14 protein-coding genes are annotated in these 15,482 nt (G+C 66.7%); 3 read left to right on the forward strand and 11 right to left on the reverse strand.

Annotated features, from left to right (window positions below):
• Positions 1–28: 28 nt before the first annotated feature.
• The 10 genes from IT549_RS03195 to IT549_RS03240 form a co-directional block, all read right to left on the reverse strand.
• Positions 29–724: an amino acid racemase gene (locus IT549_RS03195; protein WP_292969908.1), complete on the reverse strand. Its 696-nt coding sequence runs from the start codon at positions 722–724 to the stop codon at positions 29–31.
• Between the two features lie 78 nt (positions 725–802).
• On the reverse strand, positions 803–1,786 hold the full coding sequence (locus tag IT549_RS03200; RefSeq protein ID WP_292969910.1) for an SO2930 family diheme c-type cytochrome: 984 nt from the start codon (positions 1,784–1,786) through the stop codon (positions 803–805).
• Entirely contained in the window at positions 1,783–2,991 is a 1,209-nt protein-coding gene (locus IT549_RS03205) for a parallel beta-helix domain-containing protein (protein WP_365776083.1), read from the reverse strand. The genes IT549_RS03200 and IT549_RS03205 overlap by 4 nt, the downstream gene beginning before the upstream one ends.
• Before the next feature lie 52 nt (positions 2,992–3,043).
• Positions 3,044–3,376 (reverse strand): hypothetical protein, encoded by a 333-nt coding sequence (locus IT549_RS03210; RefSeq protein WP_292969912.1) that lies wholly within the window; start codon positions 3,374–3,376, stop codon positions 3,044–3,046.
• A complete protein-coding gene (locus IT549_RS03215) occupies positions 3,366–4,736 on the reverse strand; it encodes an APC family permease (RefSeq protein WP_292969914.1) in 1,371 nt (456 codons plus the stop codon). The genes IT549_RS03210 and IT549_RS03215 overlap by 11 nt, the downstream gene beginning before the upstream one ends.
• A gap of 1 nt (position 4,737) precedes the next feature.
• Complete coding sequence (locus IT549_RS03220) at positions 4,738–6,225, reverse strand: NAD(P)(+) transhydrogenase (Re/Si-specific) subunit beta (RefSeq protein WP_292969915.1); 1,488 nt, start codon at positions 6,223–6,225, stop codon at positions 4,738–4,740.
• Positions 6,226–6,277: 52 nt separating this feature from the next.
• A complete protein-coding gene (locus IT549_RS03225; protein WP_292969916.1) occupies positions 6,278–6,559 on the reverse strand; it encodes an NAD(P) transhydrogenase subunit alpha in 282 nt (93 codons plus the stop codon).
• On the reverse strand, positions 6,559–7,029 hold the full coding sequence (locus IT549_RS03230) for an endonuclease domain-containing protein (protein ID WP_365776086.1): 471 nt from the start codon (positions 7,027–7,029) through the stop codon (positions 6,559–6,561). The genes IT549_RS03225 and IT549_RS03230 overlap by 1 nt, the downstream gene beginning before the upstream one ends.
• Positions 7,026–8,141, reverse strand: coding sequence for an NAD(P) transhydrogenase subunit alpha (locus tag IT549_RS03235; protein ID WP_292969917.1), 1,116 nt, complete (start codon positions 8,139–8,141; stop codon positions 7,026–7,028). The genes IT549_RS03230 and IT549_RS03235 overlap by 4 nt, the downstream gene beginning before the upstream one ends.
• 16 nt (positions 8,142–8,157) lie before the next feature.
• Entirely contained in the window at positions 8,158–8,283 is a 126-nt protein-coding gene (locus IT549_RS03240) for an aa3-type cytochrome c oxidase subunit IV (RefSeq protein WP_292969918.1), read from the reverse strand.
• A gap of 173 nt (positions 8,284–8,456) precedes the next feature.
• Here IT549_RS03240 and IT549_RS03245 point away from each other — a divergent pair, with 173 nt between their 5' ends.
• The 3 genes from IT549_RS03245 (at position 8,457) to IT549_RS03255 (ending at position 14,674) form a co-directional block, all read left to right on the forward strand.
• The gene (locus tag IT549_RS03245) at positions 8,457–9,875 is read left to right on the forward strand and encodes a sigma-54 dependent transcriptional regulator (RefSeq protein ID WP_292969919.1); all 1,419 of its coding nucleotides are present in this window, start codon (positions 8,457–8,459) and stop codon (positions 9,873–9,875) included.
• Between the two features lie 129 nt (positions 9,876–10,004).
• On the forward strand, positions 10,005–10,781 hold the full coding sequence (locus IT549_RS03250) for an SDR family oxidoreductase (protein ID WP_292969920.1): 777 nt from the start codon (positions 10,005–10,007) through the stop codon (positions 10,779–10,781).
• 74 nt (positions 10,782–10,855) lie between these two features.
• Complete coding sequence (locus tag IT549_RS03255) at positions 10,856–14,674, forward strand: DUF2339 domain-containing protein (RefSeq protein WP_292969922.1); 3,819 nt, start codon at positions 10,856–10,858, stop codon at positions 14,672–14,674.
• 276 nt (positions 14,675–14,950) lie between these two features.
• Here the strand turns inward: IT549_RS03255 and IT549_RS03260 are convergent.
• The coding region (locus IT549_RS03260) for a DNA translocase FtsK (RefSeq protein WP_292969924.1) at positions 14,951–15,482 on the reverse strand (532 nt) is incomplete at its 5' end.

Raw genomic sequence — 15,482 nt, forward strand, 5'->3', positions numbered from 1 at the left:
TCCCCCTCCCCCAAGGGGGGAGGATTTACTACCCTTCGCCCAGGATCCAGTCCACCCCGGCTTCGGCGTGGATCCGCGTGCAGTCATAGATCGGCAGCACATTGGCATCGACATCGACCACCATTTCCAGCTCGGTGCAGCCCAGCACCACGGCTTCGGCACCGTCCTGTTCCAGATTGGTCAGGATCGTCTTCAGCTCACGTTCGGCCTGGCGGCTGGCCTTGCCCAGCAGCAGTTCGTCGTAAATGATCCGGTCAAGCGTTTCGACGAACTGCATTTCGGGCGGCAGCAGTTCGATATCGCGCTGGATCAGTTTCTGGCGGTAGAAGCTTTCCAGCATGACATTGCGGGTGCCGATCAGCGCGGCCTTCTTGACCCCATCGGCCTCCATCCGCCCGGCGACGCATTCGGCGATGTGGATCACCGGCACCTTCACCGCCGCGGCCACCTGATCATAGACCTTGTGCATCGAATTGGCGCCGATCAGGATCGCGCTGGCCCCGGCCTTTTCCAGCCGCTTGGCGCTGTCGGCCAGAATGCCGGCGGCGCGCTTCCATTCTTCGCCGCTCGACAGGCGGGAAAGATCGGCGAAGTTCAGGCTTTCGATCAGCAGCGGCGCGCTGCTGCGCTGGCCGGCGCGGGCCTGGACCAGCTTGTTGATGTGATCATAGTAAGTGCGGGTCGACAGCCAGCTCATGCCGCCGATCAGGCCAAGTTTGCGCAAGTTAAAACTCCCCGGGATGAGAAACCCCTGTTTGGCCGCCACTTACGGGAGGAGCCGCGTCAGGTCCACCCCCGCGCCTTAACGCATCCCCGCAATCCAGGCCCGGACCACCGCCTCGCCGGCCGGATCACGCGTCTCACGGCCCAGTTCGGGCATGGCCACGCCGCCTTCGGTGGAGGCGAAACGGTAGAGCAGGATCGAGTGGTCGGGCTGGCCGGGCACCACGTCGAATTCATGCGGCCCGGCCCCGCGCCCGGCCGCGACCGGCCGCTTCATCACGCCCAGCGCGATCCGATCGGTGACCTGCCAGCCGAGGTAGAGCCCCGAATTCGACGCCGCCCCTTTCGGGTTGTGGCAATGCGCGCAATTGGCATCGAGATAGCCGCGCGCGGCATCGGCCACCGGCACCTTCGCGCGCTGTTCCCACAGCGGGATCCGGCGATCGACAACAGGCACCCGGTCCAGCTTCCCGCTCTTGGCGAAAGCAGTGAGCCACGCCGCCGAAAGGTTATAGGCCTTGGGCCCGATCGGCATGGTGACGTTGTCGAGGCTGTGGCAGTCCTTGCACTGGTTCTTGTTGGGCACGCCATAGGATATCGCCTGCCCGGTCGGAGTGACCAGATCAATCCGCTTGCCGGCCAGTGCCAGCCTTGCCTCGTTCTGCGCGGCATTCCAGACATAGGGCAGCGCCAGCCAGCCATCCTTACGGTGGAGCAGCACGCGGGTTTCGATCAGCTTGCCGCCAAAGGCGAAGTGCTTGATCAGCGCCGAGCCAACCGGCAGATCGATCAGGCCGTCGCCCTGTGCCCTGGCCTGCTGCCCGGCGGGCACGTAAACGAAGCGGTCCTTTTCCGCCCCATCGGTCCACAGCGGGGTCTGGAGCCGATAGGGCACAACCCCGGCTGCGGGCTGGCGCGCCCCCGGATCAGTGAAGAAGCCCAGCTCACCCAGCGTCTGCGGATAGCCGCCGCCGGTTACCACCGCGTCATTCACCGGCACCGGCGCGGGCGCCGCCGCCAGCGCGGTGCCCAGCACCAGCAAGGCGGCGGCCAGCAGCCTCATGGCCGGGCGCGGGAATCAAGCGCGGCGGGCGCGCCGAAGGGAGCGGTGGGCGTGGGCAAGGTCCGTGCCTTGTCATCCTTGACCAGGCCGGGCTTGGCCTCGGCCATGCCGACATCAGGGCCGGGAATGCCCAGCGAGAGGAACGCCTTGCCATTGGTCACGAACGGCATCTGCGGGCCGATCCCGTCCCACACAACCGGTGGCAGCCGTCCGCCGAGGGCTGCCAGCAGCGGCGCTGCCCCGGGCAGTTGCGGTTCGTCACCGCCGCCGACATAGGCGTTCTCTTCAACCACGATGTTGCGCGGCAGCGGGTTATAGGTCTTGTCGGTGAACGGCTTGGGATAGGATACCACCAGCACATGCCCGGTGGGATTGTTGGCCAGATGGTTGGCGCGGATCCAGACCCCGTCGTTGGCCATGACCATGATCCCGGTCCCGCGCGGAACCCCGGCGACAATATTGCCCTTGGGGGCGAAGTTGGGGGTATCGTTGCCGACCACCAGATTGCCGCTGATCCGGGTGTTGCCGCCGCCCATCACCGGCAGGTTGGGCAGGTCGAACACCAGGATTCCGCCGGTGTTGCGGGTAACCAGATTGCCGGTAACCAGCGCATCGCGGCTGTTCTCGATCTCGATCCCGGCGACCGACTGTTCGACATAGTTGTAGCGGACGGTGATCGCCTTTGACTGGCCGACATAGATCCCGGCGTCGCTGGCGCCGGAAACCTTGCAGCCATCGACCAGCACCCCGGTGCTGGACACCGGATAGATCCCGTAAGCGCCATTTGTTTCCTTCGGTCCGCCGGTCCAGGTCACGCGGATGCGGTAATAGACCACGTTGTCGGCGCCCTTGCTCTTGATCCCGTCGCCCTTGGTGTTTTCAACCGCGAAATCGCGCAGAGTCACGTCATCGCTGGTCACCAGCAGCCCCTCGCCTGCGCCTTTCTGGCCGGTGAAATCGAGCACCGATGCGTCCATCCCCGCACCGCGCACGGTAACCCCGTTGACGTCGAGCGAAAGCCCGTCGGTCAGCACGAAGCGCCCCGCGCCAAGCTGCACCGTGTCGCCCGGTTCGGCCAGGATCAGCGCCTCCTGCAAACGGCCTTGCGCGCCATCCCCGGCGGCGACCTCGATCGTCTTGGCGTGAAGCGGGGCAGCCAGGGCAAGCGCCGAGGCCGCGGCGATAAGCGTTGCGGACATCCTCATGGGCGGAATGATGGACTGACAGGCGTGTAAGTCAACCGGGTCGGTCGCGATGCTATTTCTTCTCTTTAGCCAGCCCCGTGGCGCACAGCGCAGCGCTGCTGGCGGTGACCGACAGTGCCTCGGCATCGCCAACCCGGCGTACTGCATCAACATAGTCGGCCAGGCTGCGCTTTTCGCCCTTGAGCTGGCGCAGCTTGTTGAGCTGAATCAGGCTCAGCCGGTCAGTCATGCGCGAAGCCATGCAGGCAGCATTGGCATCAGACAGGCCAGCATCGGTCATCGCGCTCTTGACCGAGCCATAGGCGATCTTGCTGGGAGTGCAGGCGGCGATCGTTAGCAACGGTGGCAGCAGCATCGGAGGCAGCAGCAGGCGGTCAGTCTTCAATGTCGGTACCCTTGAGTCGGATCGGATCCTTCCCTTGCCGCACCCGTGCTTCATGCCAGATGAACGCAATCACGAAAGTGCCCAGCAGGATCCCCATCGAAAGCCGCGCGGTTTCGGCATCGGCCCAGTTGGCCGCCACCACCAGCACCGCCATGGCCAGGCTGCCAATCGGCAGCAAGGGATGCAGCGGCGCGCGAAAGCTGCCCGTATCGGCCAGCCTGCGCCCGGCGATCACCGCCAGCGCCATCAGCAGGAATTCCGAAAAGTTGCCGCTAACGAACAGCACCAGCCGCTTTTCACCCAGCAGGACACACAGCCCGCCCAGCACGGCCAGCACCAGCACGGCCCAGGTTGGCGAGTGGTAGCGTGGGTGCAGGGTCGAAAGCAGGCGGTTGATCGCCGGCGGGAAGGCCCCGTCGCGCCCGATCGCGAACAGTTGCCGCGACAGGCCCAGCATGGCGGCGACGATCGCGTTGAAGATTGCGGCGACCACCCCGATCGACACCAGCGTGCCCACCCATGGCCCGGCACTGCGCGACAGGAATTCGGCCAGCGGCGCTTCGGCCGCCAGCACTTGCGGCAAATCGTCGATCGCCAGCACCACCAGCACCATCGGCACCGCAATGGTCAGCGCGGCGAGCAGCCCGGCCCAGGCCACCACCCGCCCGATCCGGCGCTGGGCATCGGCCATGTCCTCGGCAAAATACATCGCCCATTCGGCCCCGGCGCACATCGATGCCCCGGCGACAAAGGCCAGCGCCATGGTCCAGGGATCGGTGGCGACCATCGCCCCGGCCTTCAGCATGACCGGATGGGCCAGCACTTCGGCCAGCGGGCGCTGCAGGTGCAGCGCTGCCACCCCCGCCAGCACCAGCAGTGCAACCAGTTCCACCGCCAGGAACAACGCTACTACGTGCGAACTGCGCTTGACATTGAACAGCGCGATCGTGGCCGCCAGCGCGATTGCCACCAGCGACAGCGCCTCGACCGGAATGCCCGGCAGCATGGTGCGCGCATAGGACCCGAAGCCGACCGCGAAGAAGGCCAGCATCGGGAAGATATAGACCATCCGCAGCATCACATAGGGAAAGGTCCAGCGCGGCCCCAGCAATGCATAGAGCGCCGGATAGGCCCCGCCCGCGCCGGGATGGGCCGCGGCCAGTTCGGCATAGAGCAGCGCCATCAGCGCCGACGCCACCCCGCCGGCGATGAAGGCCAGCGCCGCCCCGGTGCCCGCCAGATGCAGCACGGCATTCCCGCCCAGGAACACCGACAGCACCGGCGACAGCGCTGATAGCGTCAGCAGCAGCACTTCGGCCGGGCTCAGCACCCGGTCGAGTTTTGGGCCGCCACCGGCCACGCTAGTGCGCCAGGCCCTTGTTGATATCCTCGACCATCTTCTTGGCGTCGGCCAGCAGCATCAGGGTCTGGTCCATGTAGAACACGTCGTTATCGACCCCGGCATAGCCGACCCCGCCCATCGAGCGCTTGATGAAGAACACCTGCTTGGCCTTGTCCACGTCGAACACCGGCATGCCATAGATCGGCGATGACTTGTCTGTCTTGGCGGCCGGATTGACCACGTCGTTGGCGCCGATGATGAAGGCGACGTCGGCGGTGGCGAATTCGCTGTTGATGTCTTCCAGCTCGAACACCTCGTCATAGGGGACGTTGGCTTCGGCCAGCAGCACGTTCATGTGCCCGGGCATGCGGCCCGCGACCGGGTGGATCGCGTACTTCACCTCGACGCCCTTGGCCTTCAGCAGATCGGCCATTTCGCGCAGCGCGTGCTGCGCCTGGCTGACCGCCATGCCATAGCCCGGGATGATGATGACCTTCTCGGCCTCGCCCAGCATATAGGCCGCGTCCTCGGCGCTGCCGCGCTTCCAAGGGCGCTGTTCCTTCGCTTCACCCGCCGGGCCGGCTTCCGCCCCGAAGCCGCCGGCGATCACTGAAAGGAATCCGCGGTTCATCGCCTTGCACATGATGTAGGACAGGATCGCACCCGATGAGCCGACCAGCGCCCCGGTTATGATCATCGCGGTGTTGTGCAGCGTAAAGCCCATCGCCGCCGCCGCCCAGCCCGAATACGAGTTGAGCATCGACACCACCACCGGCATGTCCGCCCCGCCGATCGGGATGATCAGCAGGAAGCCGATCAGGAAGGCCAGCACGGTGATCGTGGCAATCACCCACAGCGACTGGTCGGTCATGAAATAGCCGGTCAGGCCGAGGATCGCGATCAGCGTACCCAGGTTGATGACATGGCGCAGTGGCAGCAGGATCGGCGCGCCGCTCATCTTGCCGGCCAGCTTGAGGAAGGCGATCACCGAGCCGCTGAACGTGATGGCGCCGATGGCAATGCCCAGGCCCGCCTCCAGCCGCGAGACCGGATTGATCTGACCGTCTGCGCCAAGAATCCCGAAAGCTTCGGGATTCAAATAGGCTGCCCAGCCAACCAGCACCGCCGCCAGGCCGACCAGCGAGTGGAACGCGGCGACCAGCTGCGGCATGTCGGTCATCGCGATACGGCGCGCAATCACCCAGCCGATCCCGCCGCCGATAGCGATCGCGGCGAGGATTTCGCCAAACGAGGCAAAATCCCAATAGACCGCGTTATAGAACTCATCGGGCTCGGTACCGGGAATGACGGGAATGTGCGTGACCAGCGTGGTCACCATCGCAATCGTCATCCCGATCATGCCATAACGGTTGCCCGCCCGGCTGGTGCTGGGGCTGGAAAGCCCGCGCAGCGCCAGGATGAACAGCACGCCCGAGGCAAGATAGGCGAGCATCGCCCAAGCCGGCGTTGCCGCATGGGGCAGCGCTGCGTTAGCCGCGGAAGTCATGGCGTCGGCCACTTGGGCGCAGCCACCGGGGATCGCTTCTTCGCACATCGTCTTAGCGATCCTTCTTCTTGTACATCGCCAGCATCCGCGCCGTCACCGCAAAGCCGCCGAAGATGTTGACGCTGGCCAGCACCACCGCCAGCAGCCCCAGCCACTTCGAGCCTGCGCTACCTGCCGCCGCCGCCGCGATCAGCGCCCCGACGATGATCACCGAGGAGATCGCATTTGTCACCGCCATCAAGGGCGTATGCAGTGCCGGAGTAACCGACCAGACGACGTAATAACCCACGAAACAGGCCATTACGAATATCGAGAGGATTGAGATGAAGTCCACTACTTAGCCTCCCCGGTACGGGGAGGGGGACCGTCCGCAGGACGGTGGTGGGGATTCTCCGCACGCGCGGCGATGGCTTCGGCAGTGCCGACGACATCACTGAGAACGCGCTGCGCAGATACCCGCAGGACCCTGTGCCCGTTTTCCTTCAAGAAATTGGTTCGCTCGATGTCGCGCGCCGGATTGTCGCCCATATCGTGCGAAATGCCATCGATCTCCACGGCCATGCGGGCCGAGGAACAGTAGAAATCGACAATATATGGCCCAATAGGATGCTGGCGGCGAAATCTCAGGCCAGCCGGTCGCAAGCGCAGCTGTTGCCACAGCAGGCGCTCAGGCAAACTCATTTCACGTCGCAATTGGCGCGCGTGCTTGACCGCAGGCCTTGCTACAAACCGCGAGTCCCCACCACCACGCTTCGCGTGGTCCCCCTCCCCGTTCCGGGGAGGCTCCAGTTCGCTTGCCCTCACCCCAGCAGCCTCGCGTTCACAACCTTCCCGCCCTGGGTCAGCCGGATCGCATCGCCGATTTCCTCGTCCAGCACGGGCCTCCCCTGCTCCTTGTCCCAGAACGCGGAGAGGAAGTTGTAGAGGTTGCGCGCGAACAGTGCCGAGGAATCCGCCGCCAGGTGCGCCGGGGTGTTCGAATAGCCCAGGATCTTGACGCCGTGCTTCTCCACCACCTGATCGGGCTTCGATCCCTCGACATTGCCGCCCTGCGCCACGGCAAGATCGAAGATCACGCTGCCCGGCTTCATGCTGGCGATCTGCGCATCGCTGATCAGCCGGGGAGCGGCGCGCCCCGGGATCAGCGCGGTGGTGATCACGATATCCTGCTTGGCGATGTGGCTGCTCACCAGTTCGGCCTGGGCCTTCTGGTATTCCTCGCTCATTTCGGTGGCATAGCCGCCCGCACCCTCACCCTCGATCCCCGCGACGCTTTCTACGAAGATCGGCTTGGCGCCCAGCGAGAGGATCTGTTCCTTGGTGGCAGAGCGCACGTCGGTGGCCGAAACCTGCGCCCCCAGCCGGCGCGCGGTGGCGATCGCCTGCAAGCCGGCCACGCCCACGCCCATCACAAAGCACTTGGCGGCGCTGACGGTTCCCGCCGCGGTCATCATCATCGGGAAGGCGCGGCCATAGAGGTTGGCAGCTTCGATCACCGCCTTGTAGCCCGACAGGTTCGACTGGCTGGAAAGGATATCCATGCTTTGCGCGCGGGTGATCCGCGGCATGAATTCCATTGCCAGGGCTTCGAAACCGCCCTTGGCATAGAGATCTACGCGAGCGCGCTGGCCGAACGGATCGAGCCCGGCAACGATCCAGGCCCCGTCGGCCGCACCCTTCAGCGCCTTGGGATCGGGGCCTTGCACGCCCAGCACGATCTGCGCGCCCTTGACCGCGTCCTTGGCCAGGATCGCACCCACTGCGGCATAGTCGGCATCGGCGATGGCCGCGCTTTCCCCGGCACCGGGCTGGACTGCAACTTCCGCACCCAAGGCGATGAATTTCTTCACCGTTTCGGGGCTTGCCGCAACCCGGGTTTCCCCGTTCGCGGTTTCCTTCATCACCGCGATCCGCATGGCCGGGACCGCTGGCTTAGTTGGTGATCATGAAAATAACGAACACGGTGACCAGCACCGTCGCCACGATCCCCCACTTCACCAGTCCGAGGAAGCCTTCGTAGGTTGCATTGTGCGCCTTGTAGTCGTTGCCGCTGGCCATGTGCTGTTCCCTGTCTCTGGCGTGACGCCGGTTTCGCGGACTTCCCTATCGCCCGTTCCCGCGTGGCTCAAGGGCTTCGGGATACTTTTTGCGGTCAATGCCCAGCCTTAATCGGCTCTTTACTGTCTGGCGCTATGCCCCGGGGTGGAAACTTGGGGGATACGCGTAAGCCAATGGCCGAAATCGAACAGCGATTGTTGATGCTGATCGACGATGAGCCGGCCCAAAGCCGGCTGATCACGGCGCTTGCCGCGCGTGAGGGCTGGCGCACGCTGGTTGTCCGCGATGCCGAAACCGCGATTGCCACGCTGGGCACGCGCCAGGGCATGGCGCTTTCCGCAATCATTCTTGATCAATGGGTTCCGGGCGACGAGGCCTGCAGCCTGATCGCCGAACTGCGCAGCCGCCGCCCGGCCCTGCCGATCCTGATGCTGACCACCAGCGCTTCGCCGCTGCTGGCGGTCGAGGCGATGCGCGCAGGCGCTACCGATTACCTGATCAAACCGGTCGCGCCCGACCGGATGATGCAGGCGCTGCGGATGGCGACGACGCGCGAGGCCCCGCGCGATGAATTGCAGCCGCTGACCGAAAAGATGCCCTCAACCCCCGATTTCGACGCGATGATCGGGGCATCGCCGGCTTTCCGCACTGCTTTGGCGGTAGCCGCCAAGGCGGCGCGCGGGCATGGACCGGTGCTGATCGAGGGCGAAAGCGGGACCGGCAAGGAAATGCTGGTCCGCGCGATGCAGGCTGCCAGCCCGCGGGCCAAGGCCCCGTTCCGGCTGCTCAACATCGGGGCGATACCCGGCAATTCGGTGGAAAGCGCGCTGTTCGGGCATGAGAAAGGCGCCTTTCCGGGGGCCTTCGATCGTCACATCGGTGCGCTGCAACATGCCGACGGGGGTACCCTGGCGCTCGACGAAATCGACCGCCTGCCGATCCACGTCCAGCAGCGCCTGCTTGAAAGCGTCCAGAAGGGCGATGTCCGCCCGATCGGCGCGCGCCATTCATTCCGGATCGACGTGCGGCTGATCGCGGCTTCGAACCTGCCGCTGAAGGACATGGCGGCCGGCGGGCATTTCCTGCCCGAACTGCTGACCGCCATATCCGGCACCACCGTTTACCTGCCGCCGCTGCGCGACCGCGCGGGCGATATCCCGGCCCTGGCCCGGCACTTCCTGGCCCGGATCGGCGAACAGCCGGGGCTGCGTCCGCTGGGGATCACCGATGCCGCGCTGCAATTGCTTTCGGCCTATGACTGGCCGGGCAACGTCCGCCAGCTGCAGGCGGTGCTGTTCCGCGCCGCAGTGTTCTGCGATGGCGACGCGCTGACTGCCGAGGATTTCCCCCAACTGTCCGACCTGCTCGGCGAAGGCGGGGCCAGCCAGGCTCCGCTGCAGGAAGGCGTCGGCGTGATGCTCTATGCCTCCGACGGCAACCTGCGCCCGCTGGAAGAAATCGAAGCCGATGTGATCCGGCTGGCGATCGGCCACTATCGCGGCCGGATGACCGAAGTCGCCCGCCGTCTGGGCATCGGCCGCTCGACGCTCTACCGCAAGCTCTCCGAGCTGGGGATTGGCGAGGCAGGCTGAACCGGCTATCGCGTGATTGATAGCAAGGAGTTCCAGCACTTGGTCCAGTGACACCGCCCCGGCGGATCTGATCAGCATCGCGGCCCGGCCAGGGCCCGCGCCGACCAATTGCATTCCAAAGGAACTTCCATGCCCCGACTTCAGGGAAAATTGTGCCTGGTAACCGGCGCCGCGCGCGGCATCGGCCGGGCGATCTGCGCCGCCTTCGCCGCCGAGGGCGCGCAGGTGATCGTGACCGATATCGACCGCGAGACCGGTCAACGTACCGCCGACCAGCTGGGCGCGCGGTTCATGCCGCTCGACGTGCGCGAGGAGGCAGACTGGACCGCGCTGGCGCGCGAGGTCCCGGCGCTGGACGTGCTGGTCAACAACGCCGGGATCACCGGCTATGAAAGCCTGCCCGGCCCGCACGATCCCGAGCAGGCCAGCCTGGCCGACTGGCGCGCGGTTCATGCCACCAACCTGGATGGCACCTTCCTGGGCTGCCGCTATGCGATCGGTGCGATGAAAGCCGGGGGCACCGGCTCGATCATCAACATCTCGTCACGCTCAGGGCTGGTCGGGATCCCCGGCGCGGCGGCCTATGCCAGTTCGAAAGCCGCGGTGCGCAATCATACCAAGTCGGTTGCGCTGTGGTGCGCGCAGAACGGCTGGGCGATCCGCTGCAATTCGATCCACCCCGCCGCCGTGCTGACCGAGATGTGGGAAGCCGTGCTTGGTGACGGGCCTGATCGCGAGGCCCGCATGGCCAGCTTTGTCGCCGATACCCCGCTCAAACGCTTTGCCCGGGTCGAGGAAGTCGCCGCGCTGGCCGTACTGCTGGCCAGCGACGAGGCGGGCTATATCACCGGCAGCGAGCTGAACATCGATGGCGGGTTGCTGGCTGGCTCAGCGGCTTCCCCCTGAAAAGACGCGCCAAGCGCTTCCATTCGCGGCAAATCCTGCCAAGCTGGACAGCTGTTTGGCAAGAGAGGTAGCCGATGGTCTTGTGGGCGGCAGTGGCCGGGGCGCTGATCGGAATGTTGCTGGCCGACAATGGCGCGGCCGGCCTCATCCTCGGCGGATTTGCCGGGACGCTGATGGGCAAGTGGCTGCGCCACGAAATCCAGCTGGAGCTCTATTCCGCGCTCGCCGCCACCGATGCGAAGCGCCCCGGCGCTGCCCCGCTGCCGCCCGCACCAGTTGAGGACTACCAGCCGGGCGAGACCTGGACGCCCGAACCGGAACCGGAACCGGAGCCGGAGCCGGAGCCGGAGCCCGAGCCGCTTCCGGTCGAGCCTGAGCCGGTCGCGGACCTGCCCCCCGAAGTGCTTGAGGAGTCCGAACCCGAACCGGTACGCGCGGCGGCGATGGACATTCCCGCCAGCCGGATCACCGCGCCGGTCGAGCCGGAACCCGAACCCGAAGTCCAACCCGAGTTCGAACCCGAAGCCGACCGGCAGGAAGAACCCGTGCGCAGCGAGGAACCGGCGCCCGCGATGCAGCGCGCGGCGATCAATTTCGAGGAACTATTCGGGCGCCGCCTGCCGATCTGGGCTGGCGGGATCACGCTGGCAATCGCGGGCATCCTGATCGTCAAATATGCGATCGACCAGGGGATCTTCGGGCGGATCTTCACCCCCGGGGTCCAGGCGGTCTGCGGGCTGCTGTTCGGTCTGGGACTGATCGGCGGGGCCGAATGGGCCTGGCGCCAGCGCGAAAAGGTGGCCGACCCGCGGATCAGCCAGGCGCTGTCGGGCGCGGGGATATCGACGCTCTATGCCGCAACCCTGGTGGCGGCGAACCTCTATGGCCTGATTTCCCCGCTGACCGCCTTCTTCGGACTGGCACTGGTCACCGGCGGAGCGCTGTGGCTGTCGTTGCGGCATGGCATGCCGACCGCGCTGCTGGGGCTGGCGGGCGGGCTTGCCGCGCCGGCGCTGACCCTGGGCTACGAAGCCAATGTCCCGCTGCTGGCGGTCTATCTGGGCTTCACCATCGCCGGACTGGTCGGCGTGGCGCGGGTCCAGCGCTGGCCCTGGCTGGCGCTGATCGCGCTGCTGGGCGGCGCCGGGTGGAGCCTGTGGCTGATCATCATGGGCAAGGCGCTGGAAACGGTCGGAGCCTTGTCGGTCGGCGGCTTTGTTGCCTTGCTGGCGCTGGCGCTGCCGCTGTTCGTCATGACCGACAAGGGCCGGCAACTGCTGCGCGCGGTGGCGGCGGTGGTGGGTGCGGCCCAGCTTGGCCTGCTGGTGGCGCTGGGCGGGTTCCAGCCGCTCCACTGGGGGCTGTTCGCGCTGCTTGCGGCCGCCGCCCAGTTTATCGCCTGGCGCGAGCGTGACTTCGCGATCGTGCCGACGATCGGTGCGGCGCTGGCGTTCATCCTGCTGATGCTGTGGCCCCAGCCCGATCACGGCTGGCTGCTGACCTTCGGCCTGGTGCTGGCCGCGATCCATGCCGCCCCGCTGTTCGTGCGGCTGTGGGAAGCCCCGCCCCGGCTGCAACGCACGATCGAGCTGGCCGCCATCGCGCTGGCCGCGCCGATTGTCGCGCTGCGGCAGGTCTATCACCCAGGCGATGCCAATGACCTGACCGTGGCGCTGAGCGCGCTGGGCGGCGCGATCATGCTGCTGGCGGCAGCGGCGCGCGGGTGGAAAGTGCCCGAACGGCAGGCCGACAGCCGGCTGGCGATCCTGTTCGCCGGTGCCGCAGCCTTGCTGGTAACCGCCGCCTGGTTCGCCTTCGCGCACTGGCAAGCCCCGGTCTGGACCATGGCCATCGCGGTAGCCCTGTTGCTGCTGGCCCCGCCATCGGGCGACAAGCGGATCGAGCCGCTGGGCTTCGTGGTGTCGCTGGTCGCGCTGGTCCAGCTGGGTTTCACCGCGCTGACCGGCCGGATGGGCGAATTCGGCCTGCCGCTGGGCGTCGCACTCGATCCGCTGGGGCTCGATTCGCTGCTGCGCTGGGGCGCGCTGGCCGCAGGCTTTGCGCTGTTCGCCTGGCGTGCCGGATCGAAGCAGATTGCGATCACCGGTTATGCACTGACCACCGCGCTCAGCTATGGCGCGCTGGCGCAGCTGGTCCCCGAATGGACGCTGCCGATCGTCATGGCCGCGCTGAGCGGCGCTCTTCTGTTGATCCTGACCCGGCGCGAAGGCCGCGAAAGCGATCTGCTGGTGGCCCTGTTTGCCTTTGCCAGCGTCGCCTTGCTGGCAATCACCGGCGATAGCCCGGTGGACGCCTGGGCGCGGTTGAGCGACAGCGGTCCCGCCGGGCCAGACCCGCTGGCGCTGCTGCGCTGGGCGGCGGTGGCGGCGCTGGCGCTGCTTTGCGCCGCACGGGCCCGCACCGCGCCGCTGCGCACGCTTGGCCAGTTCGGCGCGATGACCTTTGCCTATGGCGCGCTGGCGCAGGTTGTGCCCGGATGGACCCTGCCGATCGTGATGGCAGCAATCGCAGCACTGGGCCTCTACGGGCTGACCCGCCGCGCAGAGCCCCGCTCCGAATGGCAGGCGCTGGTCTTCGCTGCCGCCGCAATCGGCCTCTTGATGTGCAGCGGCAGCGATCCGGCGGGCGAATGGCAGCGGCTGTTCGGCACGGGTGACGGCACGCTGAGCGGCGTGGCTGCCGCGCGCTGGGGCATGGTGGCGCTGCTGGGCGCGTTCTTCGCCTGGCGGTCCCGCCTGACGCCGCTACGCCAGCTGGGCGAAGTGGGCGCGGCTCTGCTGGGCTATGGCGCGCTGGCGCAAATCGTGCCGCTGCAATTGCTGCCGCTGGTGGCCCCTGCCGCGCTGCTCGCGGTCAGCGGGTGGAGCCGCACGCGGCCCTGGCCGCTGCTGGCGCTGGGTTCCGCAGCGCTGCTGGCCCTGATCATCGGCTGGGCGGCCTTGCCGATCGCCCAGTGGCTCGATCAGGCGCTGCGCTCGCTCGCGGGGATCCCCTTCCTGCTTGACCGGCCCGATCTGGCCGCACTCGAAGTGGGCCGGCGCCTCGCGGGTCCGGCCCTGCTGCTGGGCGGTTCGATCTGGCTCCAGCGCCAGCGTGTACCGCAGCGGGTCCTGCCCTGGCTGGTGCTGATCGCCGGCACTCTTGGCCTGCTTTCGGTCCACCTGCTTTACCGCCACCTGTTCGCGGCGCTGTTCGGCACCGATTTTGTCGCAACCGGCCCGGCCCAGCGCTTGCTGTGGGCGGCGCTGCTGCTGGGCGCAAGCTGGCTGCTGCTGCGGCGCAAGGCGGGCAGCACGGTCGCGCAGGGCAGCGCGGCGGTGCTGGCGGCAACCGCTGCCTTCCATGTCACCTGGTACAGCCTGCTGCTGCACAACCCGCTGTGGAGCGCGCAGCAGGTTGGCGCCTGGCCAGTGCTCAACCTGATTGCCCCGCTGTTCGCGCTGCTGCCGCTGGGGCTGCACGTGCTGGGCCAGGCGCAGCCGCGCCTTGCCGGGCCGATCGGACGGATCATGCAGCCGGTGCTGATGCTCTCGGTCGTTGCCTTTGCCTGGGCCAGCCTGCGCCAGGCTTTCCACGGCACCCTGCTGGTCGATCCGGGGGTGAGCGAGGTGGAAGATATCCTGCGCTCGATCCTGGGGATTGGCCTGGCGGTGGGCTTCCTGCTGTGGGGGATCCGCCGCAAGCGGCACGACTGGCGGATTGCCAGCCTGGTGCTGATGCTGGTCGCGGTGGCCAAGGTCTTCCTGCTCGATGCCTCGGGCCTGGAGGGACTGCTGCGGATCGCCAGCTTTGTGGCGCTGGGCTTCAGCCTGATCGGGATCGGCTGGCTCTACAGCCGCCAATTGCGCCGCGACGAGCAGAAGGCTGAGTAAGCGGACCTAGAGCCTGTCCTGATTAGGTGGAAGCGTCGGCACGGAGCCGAATTTGGCTCAGCGTGAGGCGCGAGGAGGGAGCCATGCCGTTGCATAGTGACCGACGAGCAACGCGGCGCTGGGCCAAATTCGGCCCGCCCCTGCGGGGTCGCATCAGGAAGGCCTCTGGTGGCGTCGCGTCGCTTTCAGGGGCAACCCAAGCCCCTTCTGCACACCGCTCCTATCCAGCGGCCTTCCTGATGCGATGACGATGCCTCCAGCTAAACAGGACAGGCTCTAAAGCGGGCTGCCGTCCTTGTCGCGGTAGATTTCGCGCCGCCCCACATGGTTGGCGGGGCCGACGAAACCGTCCGCTTCCATCCGTTCGACCCATTTCGCCGCTGTGTTGTAGCCCACGCCCATCTGGCGCTGGAGCCAAGAGGCCGAAGCCTTCTGGCTTTCGAACACGATCTGGCAGGCCTGGCGATACTTGCGTTCATCGGGGTTGTCCGATGCGGTCGCGTCAAGATCGTCAAAGCCGAAGCTGCCGTCTTCGGGTTCTTCGGTCACCGAATCGACGTATTCCGGGCTGCCCTGGCCGCGCCAGAAATCGGCGATCCGTTCCACTTCCTCGTCCGAAACGAACGGGCCGTGGACGCGGCGGATCGGATCGGTGTTGGGCTTGTAGAGCATGTCGCCCTTGCCCAGCAGCTGTTCGGCGCCCTGTTCGCCCAGAATCGTGCGGCTGTCGATCCGGCTGGTCACGGCAAAGCTGATCCGGGTCGGCAGGTTGGCCTTGATCACCCCGGTGATGACATCGACCGATGGG

It is taken from the genome of Novosphingobium sp., assembly GCF_020852455.1.
Lineage (GTDB): Bacteria > Pseudomonadota > Alphaproteobacteria > Sphingomonadales > Sphingomonadaceae > Novosphingobium.